At 25.9% G+C, this 8,363-nt stretch carries 6 protein-coding genes and 1 tRNA gene; 2 read left to right on the plus strand and 5 right to left on the minus strand.

The window, feature by feature from the left end; translation table 11 throughout:
• Positions 1-35 precede the first annotated feature (35 nt).
• Positions 36-1,208, minus strand: a complete 1,173-nt coding sequence (thiI, locus tag G3997_RS08895) for a tRNA uracil 4-sulfurtransferase ThiI (protein WP_296645426.1) — start codon at positions 1,206-1,208, stop codon at positions 36-38.
• A gap of 42 nt (positions 1,209-1,250) precedes the next feature.
• Positions 1,251-2,402, minus strand: a complete 1,152-nt coding sequence (locus G3997_RS08900; RefSeq protein ID WP_296645427.1) for a cysteine desulfurase family protein — start codon at positions 2,400-2,402, stop codon at positions 1,251-1,253.
• Between the two features lie 731 nt (positions 2,403-3,133).
• Between G3997_RS08900 and G3997_RS08905 the strand changes: the two genes are divergently transcribed.
• Complete coding sequence (locus tag G3997_RS08905; RefSeq protein ID WP_330616131.1) at positions 3,134-4,126, plus strand: asparaginase; 993 nt, start codon at positions 3,134-3,136, stop codon at positions 4,124-4,126.
• Positions 4,127-4,185: 59 nt separating this feature from the next.
• Here G3997_RS08905 and G3997_RS08910 read toward each other — a convergent pair whose 3' ends face one another.
• The gene (locus G3997_RS08910; RefSeq protein WP_296645428.1) at positions 4,186-6,228 is read right to left on the minus strand and encodes an ATP-dependent helicase; all 2,043 of its coding nucleotides are present in this window, start codon (positions 6,226-6,228) and stop codon (positions 4,186-4,188) included.
• A gap of 106 nt (positions 6,229-6,334) precedes the next feature.
• On the opposite strand from G3997_RS08910, the gene G3997_RS08915 reads away from it, so the two are divergent.
• A complete protein-coding gene (locus tag G3997_RS08915; protein ID WP_296645429.1) occupies positions 6,335-7,264 on the plus strand; it encodes a ribonuclease H-like domain-containing protein in 930 nt (309 codons plus the stop codon).
• Positions 7,265-7,274: 10 nt separating this feature from the next.
• On the opposite strand, the gene G3997_RS08920 is transcribed toward G3997_RS08915, so the two are convergent.
• A complete protein-coding gene (locus tag G3997_RS08920; RefSeq protein WP_296645430.1) occupies positions 7,275-7,922 on the minus strand; it encodes an FMN-dependent NADH-azoreductase in 648 nt (215 codons plus the stop codon).
• Positions 7,923-8,172: 250 nt separating this feature from the next.
• Positions 8,173-8,265: transfer RNA gene (locus G3997_RS08925), tRNA-Ser, on the minus strand.
• Positions 8,266-8,363: the final 98 nt, after the last annotated feature.

Consider the following 8,363-nt stretch of genomic DNA (forward strand, 5'->3'; position numbering starts at 1 on the left):
AGATAGTCTTTTATTACTTTTCCTATAAATTTATATTAAAATTCTATATCTTCAATTTCAATATTATCTATTGCATCTTGTATTAATTTTTCCACATCTAATTTACTTTCTGACTTCTCTATTCTATCTAATTTAGGTTTTGTAACTGGTTTTTTAGGAGAGAATACTGTACAGCAATCTTCTTCTGGTAATATAGATGTTTCAAATGTTCCTATTTTTTGAGCTATCTCTATTATTTCAGTTTTATCCATAGCTATAAGTGGTCTAAATACTGGCATACTCACTGATGCATTTGTACAAGTTAAACCTTGTATTGTTTGAGATGCAACTTGTCCTATACTTTCTCCAGTAACTAATGCATCACAATGTCTTTTTTCTGCAACTTGTTGTGCTATTCTCATCATAAATCTTCTTGAAATTATAGTCATTTCTTCATCTTTACAATTTAAACCTATAGCTTTTTGTATTTCTAACATATTTACTTTGTGTAATCTTACTCTACCACAATATTTAGATAATATTTCTGCTAAATCTCTTACCTTTTCTTGTGACTTTTCACTAGTAAAAGGATAACTATGGAAATGTATACATTCTAATTCCATACCTCTTTTTGCTACCATCCAAGATGCTACTGGTGAATCTATACCACCTGATAAAAGTGACATTGCTCTACCATTAGTCCCTAAAGGTAATCCTCCATACCCTGGTATTGTATCACTATATGCCATTACATGATTTTGTCTTAATTCACAATGAATTTTAACTTCAGGATTTCTAACATCAACTGCTATTCTATCCTTTACTTGTGATACTAAATATCCACCTATATCTAAACTCATCTCTTGAGAAGTTAATTTAAAGTCTTTATCTCCTCTTCTTGAGTCAACTTTGAAAGATTTATATCCTTGTTCGATTTTTTCTTCTAGCATTTTTAATGCTAACTCTTTTAATAAGTTATAATCTTTCTCAGCTCTAACAGCTGGACAAACACCAACTATACCGAATACTTTTCTAACTTCTTCTACTACTTCTTCATAATCATATCCATCTAAATCAACGTATATTCTTCCATACTCTTTATATACATTAAATTTTCCTATTGGCTTTAATATATTCTTTACATTTTTTATAAGTTTATTTTCGAATATATATCTATTTTTACCTTTTACACCTATTTCTCCGTACTTAACAATTAATATATTGTACAATTTTTTTCACCTCTTAATTTAATTTTGTCATTCTTAAATTGATTATCTTCTTCTCATTATCATTCTTAAATCACTTACTGATTCATTAACTATTTTTACTGCTTCTTTTATTTCTTCTTCTGTATTTAAATCAGATAAACTAAATCTTATAGCTCCTTCTATCTCTTGAGAAGTAAGTCCCATAGCATTTAGTACATGACTTCCTTTTTTCTTAGATGAACAAGCTGATCCAGTAGATACATACACACCTCTTTGTTCAAGATAATGAAGAAGTACCTCACCTTTTATTCCATAGAAAGTTACGTTTAGTATATGACATACACCATCTTCTGGAGAGTTTATTTTTATATCTTCTATATTTTCTATTATTTCATTTTTTAATAGATCTCTTAGTTTTTCTATCTTTTCTATTTTTCCATCTAAGTCTTCATTTATTATTTTTACAGCTTCACCTAAACCATATATACCTGGTGTATTTTCTGTTCCTGATCTTATTCCTATTTCTTGTCCTCCACCAGTTAGTATAGGCTTTATTCTATTATTTTCTTTTACATACATAAATCCTATACCTTTAGGTCCATGTAGCTTATGACCACTTACACTCATAAAATCTATATTATATTTTGATGGTCTAAAGTTTATCTTACCATAAGATTGAACAGCATCTACATGTAAGTATACTTTGTCCTGTAAAGACTTTAGATATTTACCTATTTCTTGTATTGGCTGTATTGAGCCAACTTCATTATTTACATGCATTATTGTAACTAAACAAGTTGTAGGCTTTAAAGCTTTTTTAAAGTCTTCTATATCTATTTTTCCATTTTTATCAACTTCTAAATATGTAACTTCGCAACCTTCAGATTCTAAATCTTTTAAAGTATTTAATACTGATGGATGTTCTATTGTAGTAGATATTATATGATTCTTTCTCTTTTTATTTAAAGCAACTACACCTCTTATTATGGTATTATTAGATTCAGTTCCTCCAGATGTAAAATATATCTCTTTATCTTTTGCACCTAAAGTTCTTGCTATACTTTGTCTTATATTTTTTATATGTTTTTCAACTTCTACACCTTTTCTATGTAAAGAAGATGGATTTGCATAGTCTGTACTAAGTGCATAAACCATTTTATCTATAACTTCTTTGTATGGCTTTGTAGTAGCACTATTATCTAAATATATCTCCATACATTGCACCAACTTTCTATTATATACATTTTATATTTATTTTATTTTTACCAAATTCATATATTAATTATCAAAAATATTAAAATTTACTTTATCAATATGCATACACTAAAAATATCTCATTCATTAAATGATATTTATTATATTGCATTTAATATCAWMTTTTATACTATGTAAATACATTTAATAATAAATTGTAAAAAATTTAATATTTTTTATATTTTTTAAAAAAACTATTGATTAACCTGTCGAACTTTGTTATTATTAATACATGGTTATCCCCCTGATAACCTTAGTAAAATCTCTATTCCCAATACCCCTTTAAATGAATAATTTATATTCATTTATAGCCTACTTCACGATCGGATGCGAAGTAGGTTTTTTATTTTTCAATTTTTTAATAATATATAKAAAAACTATTGATTTTAGTGTCGAATTTTGTTATTATTAATACATGGTTATCCCCCTGATAACCTTAATTAAAATCTCTATTCCCAATACCCCTTTTGAACGGATAGACTTTATATCCATTATTGTTAAATTGACAACGGAAGTCAATTTAACGAAAAAAGAGCTTCCCCAAGCTCTTTTTTTTTATATTTTTTTAAATATAGACTTATATAGCTTATATTTGATATAATCAAATGTAAATGNNNATTTGATATAATCAAATGTAAATGTATATAAAATAGTTATAATTATTTTTTAATATAAAGGTGGATGATATTATAATGAACAAGAAAAAAGTTGCTATAATATTTACTGGTGGTACCATTTCTATGAAAGTTGATAAAGAAATTGGTGCAGCAATTCCTGCTTTATCAGGTGAGCAAATAATGTCAATGGTTACAAATATAGATAAAGTTGCAGATATAGAGGTATGTAACTTTGCAGAGATACCTGGACCTCATATGACACCAGAAAAACTAATAGAATTAAAACATTACGTTAACGATTTACTTTCAAGAGAAGATATTTGTGGTGCTGTAATAACTCATGGTACTGATAGTTTAGAAGAAACAGCTTATTTCTTAGATTTAACTATATCTAGTCAAAAACCAGTTGTAGTTACAGGGGCTATGAGAAGTAGTTCTGAACTTGGATATGATGGACCTAGTAATTTATCTGCAGCAGTTTGTACAGCTATATCTGATAAAGCTATTGGAAAAGGCGTACTTATAGTTTTAAACAATGAAGTTTTATTAGCTTCTGAAGCAACTAAAACTGATACATTAGCTTTAAATACTTTTAAGCCATTAAGTAAAGGGCCATTAGGTATAATCGATTGCAATGAATTAGTAATATTTAAGAATACTGAAGAAAGAACAATAATAGATACTGATAAAGTTGAAACAAAAGTTGCTTTATTTAAATCTGGAATTGGAATGGATGATGAATTTATAAAATTAGCAGCTGATAACGGTTATAAAGGTATCATAATCGAAGCAATGGGTAGAGGTAATATTCCTCCTAAAATGTATGAAGGTGTTCAATATGCTAGAGAAAAAGATATTCCAGTTGTTATAGTTTCTAGATGCCATTCAGGAAGGGTTTTCGATAGCTATGGTTATTTAGGTTCTGGTAGAGATTTAAGAAATATCGGATGTATATTCGGTGGAGAACTTCCAGGTCAAAAAGCTAGAATAAAGCTTATGTTAGCTCTTGGGAAAACTAATAATTTAAATGAAATTAAAGATTTCTTCGAAAAAGGAATCTATTATTAAATACTAAAAACCTCTCTAAACTTAGAGAGGTTTTCTAATTAAATATATTTAATCCTACATTATATTTTCCATATTATTCTTTTAGTTAAGCATACTTTTGAATTTAAAATTCTATCTCCATCTTTAAATCTTATATTTATTGAATCACCGCTTTTTTCTAATATAGTTCCTTCTTTAAATCTTTTATGATATATTTTATCTCCTACACTTATACTCTCCATTTCTTTTTTAGTTGGAGCTTTTATATCTTCAACAAATCTTGATTTTGAAACTTTTTTACCATATTTACTAATAGGTGAACTTATACAAATATTATCTTCTGCTCTAGTTATTGCAACGTACATGAGTCTTCTTTCTTCTTCAATCTGATCATGCTTCTTTTCTTCATCATCTATTTCATAAGATTTTTCATGTGGTATTGTACCTTCATTTGCACCTATAATATAAACATGTTTAAACTCTAGTCCCTTTGCACTATGCATAGTTGTGAAAATAACACCATCTGTTTCTTTATTATTTTTATTTTCTACCAACTCAGATTTTACTCTTTCTATATGGTCTAAATATTCCTGTATAGTTTTGAAATTCGTAGCTGAACTTTCTAATTCATTTAATATTTCTATAAGACCATTTGTTTTTATCTTTCTATTAGCACAGTAATCTAAAATATATCTATCATAATCTAGAGTTGTTCTTATATAGGATATTGCATTTTTAGGATTTAATCCTTTAACATAACTTATATCTATATCTAAATCATTTATAGTTTTGACTTGTTTTGGATGTAAATCACATTTATTTATCAATGAATTTATAAAATCAGGTTCATCCTTTATTAAATTTAAATTATCTCTAGATATATATCTAAATGGTTTATTTATAACTCTAATCCAATCTTTATTTGAATTTGGATTAACCCCTATTCTTAAATAAGCTAATATATCCTGAGCTGCCCAATGGTCATATATAGTAACTATCGAGTCTTTAACTACAAAAGGTATTCTCATATCCATAAATACATCAACTAATGCTCTTGATTGTATGTTAGTTCTATATATTACAGCAAAATCAGTATACTCCGTATAATCTTGTTGTATTTTTTCCTTTATATCCTTTGCTATATATACTGCTTCTTCTTCTGAATCTTCTGGAGAAATATAATTTACCTTAGCCCCATTTCCTTGCCCACATTTTATAACTTTTTCATATCTATTTGTATTTTTTTCTATAAGTCTATTTGCTATATCTATTATTTCACCTTTTGATCTATAGTTAATATCTAATAATACCTTTTTAGTATTACCAAAGTATTCTTTAAATTCTAATAAAAAATCTGGTCTAGATCCTCTAAATCCATAAATACTTTGATCTTCATCTCCTACTACAAATATATTATTATTAGGATTTGCAATTAACTTTAAAGCCTCAAATTGAACTTTATTTATATCCTGAAACTCATCTACAAGTATATATCTATAAACACTTCTAACACGCTCTAAAGCTGCCTTATTATTTCTTAATAATTCATATGTTTTAATTAACATGTCATCAAAATCTATCTTATTCATTTGTGCTTTATAATCTTCATAGAAGTTATATACCTTTATAAATTCATCATTAGTTAATACCTCTGATTTAAAGTCCCTCTTATCCATTAATTCATTTTTAACATATGATATTTCATTTATAACTTGCCCTATAGTCTCATCGTCATCTGCATTTTCTATATTTAATCCTTTTAATATATTTTTTAATCCTAACCTTTTTGTTTTTTCATCTAAAATACTTTCAATATTATAATTTTCAAAATATCTTAGTATTCTAAAAAATACAGAATGGAATGTTCCATATGTAACCTTATTCATTCTAATATCATTACTTAAACTTAATGCTCTATTTTTCATTTCTAAGGATGATGCTTTTGTAAAACTTATAGCAAGTATGCTTGTTGGTTTTATATTTTTATTTACAACCATATTTGCTATTCTATAAGTTATTACTCTAGTTTTACCAGAACCAGGTCCAGCAAGAACCATACAAGGACCATCTACATGTTCTACAGCCTTTATCTGATTTTCATTTAATTTATCTATACTTATCATAACTACCTACCTTGAAGTATTATTTATTTAATTTATAATAAAAACTAAGCAAATATGCTTATACTAATAATTATTATAATATATAATTAAAAAAAGGAGAAATTTTATGGAAATAATAACTAAAACTTTAGATGAACTAATAGATATTCCTCCTAATCATTTTGTTTTTGATATAGAAACTACCGGTCTAAACTCAAAATATTGTAAAGTTATATTGATTGGAATTTTATTTAATAAAGATAATAAAACTATTATAAAACAATTTTTTGCTAATTCTGAAGATGATGAAAAAGAACTTTTACTTAATTTTATAAACTTTATAAAAGATTATAAAAATCATATTACCTTTAATGGTTTAACTTTTGATATTCCATTTTTAAATTCTAGGCTAAAAAAACATGATATAAATTTTTCTTTATCTAAAAGTGATGATATGGATATTTTAAAAGTAATCAGACCTTTTAAAGAAAAGTTATCTCTATCTGATTGTAAACTAAAAACTATAGAAAAATACCTTGATATATATAGGGAAGATACTATTTCAGGTAAAGAAAGTGTTGATTTATATAAARAATATTCAGCTACTCAAGAGGATAGCTTAAAAGAAAAAATTCTACTTCATAATTATGAAGATATTTATTATTTAGGTAAAATTTTTAAAATAAAAGATATTTTGAAAGAAAAATTAAATATACTTTCTATAATTACAGATAAAGTACACCTAGATTTACTACCTATATCTTTAAAAATATCTAAAAATATACTATCTATTAAATATAATCTTTTTGAAGGTACTTTATTTAATATAGATATATATAATGACAATTACTCTATAGTATCTGATGAAAATAATATAATCTTAAACATACATTTAAATAAAGGTATAGATTCAAATAATAATATAATTTTATTCTATAATATGTCTAAAATTATTCCACTAAAATTTAATGAATCTTTATTAGAAGACAATATTTATTCATTATGTAATTATTTAATAAAAAAAGAGCTTAGCTTATATCCTTATAGTAAGGTATAAGCTCTCTTTACTAAAATTTCATTGAGTCTATAACATCATCTATTTTATCAATTGCTTTATTTATGGCTTCTTGTTGTTCTTTTTTAGTAAATCCAGTTCCATCTACTAATAATTCTTCAAACTTTTTAATTCCCATAAATTTAATTACATCTTCTACATAGTTAAGTCCTTTATTAAGAATTGGTCTTAATACCCAAGGTACATTAGCACCTGATGATTGAATATATACCATAGTTCTAGGTTTATCATTTAATAAAGGTTCTATTTTCTTTCCTTCAAATTTTATAGTTTTTTGATCTTGCATTATACAATCTATATATTCTTTAAGAGGTGCTGGAAATGATAAAGTCCACATTGGTGCTGCTATTACATAAACATTTGCACTTATAAATTGGTCGCATAACGCTCTTATTTTTCTCACTTCCTCTTGCCCTTTATCATCTAATTTTTTTGTATCATCCTCATTGATTATACAGTTTCTTTTTTCAAAGTATTGATACTCAAGTCTTGGTATATGCTCTTTATATAAGTCTACTTCTTCTACTTCGAAGTCTTTATTTTTATCTAAGAATTTATTTATAAATGCTCGCGCTACAGTCTTACTTGCAGATAAATCTTCAGGCTTTGAGTTTACACTTATATATAATAACTTCTTCATAATAATACCTTCTTTCATATATTATATCTATTGATATAGTTTATCTATAAGGTATGTTTTTATTCATTTAAAAAATAAAAAAGACTATGAAATAATTTTCAGGCTTTGAGTTTACACTTATATATAATAACTTCTTCTTCATAATAATACCTTCTTTCATATATTATATCTATTGATATAGTTTATCTATAAGGTATGTTTTTATTCATTTAAAAAATAAAAAAGACTATGAAATTCATAGTCTTTTAACTGGCGGAGAAGGAGGGATTCGAACCCTCGCACCAGTATAACCCAGCCTAAACCCTTAGCAGGGGTTCCTCTTTAGCCACTTGAGTACTTCTCCGTGTTTATTTAATTTATACTTTAATTATATAAGCTTATCCTAAAATAGTCAACAAGTTTATGTAACTTTTTAGAAATTTTTTACTATTTTATTATGTA

The sequence above is a fragment of the Romboutsia sp. 13368 genome, from assembly GCF_018336475.1.
GTDB lineage: Bacteria > Bacillota > Clostridia > Peptostreptococcales > Peptostreptococcaceae > Romboutsia.

Excerpts from the sequence above, each read along its gene's own strand:
- G3997_RS08905 (WP_330616131.1), top strand. The coding sequence starts at position 3,134 with ATGAACAAGAAAAAAGTTGCTATAATATTTACTGGTGGTACCATTTCT.
- G3997_RS08900 (WP_296645427.1), bottom strand. The coding sequence starts at position 2,402 with ATGGAGATATATTTAGATAATAGTGCTACTACAAAGCCATACAAAGAA.
- G3997_RS08920 (WP_296645430.1), bottom strand. The coding sequence starts at position 7,922 with ATGAAGAAGTTATTATATATAAGTGTAAACTCAAAGCCTGAAGATTTA.
- G3997_RS08910 (WP_296645428.1), bottom strand. The coding sequence starts at position 6,228 with ATGATAAGTATAGATAAATTAAATGAAAATCAGATAAAGGCTGTAGAA.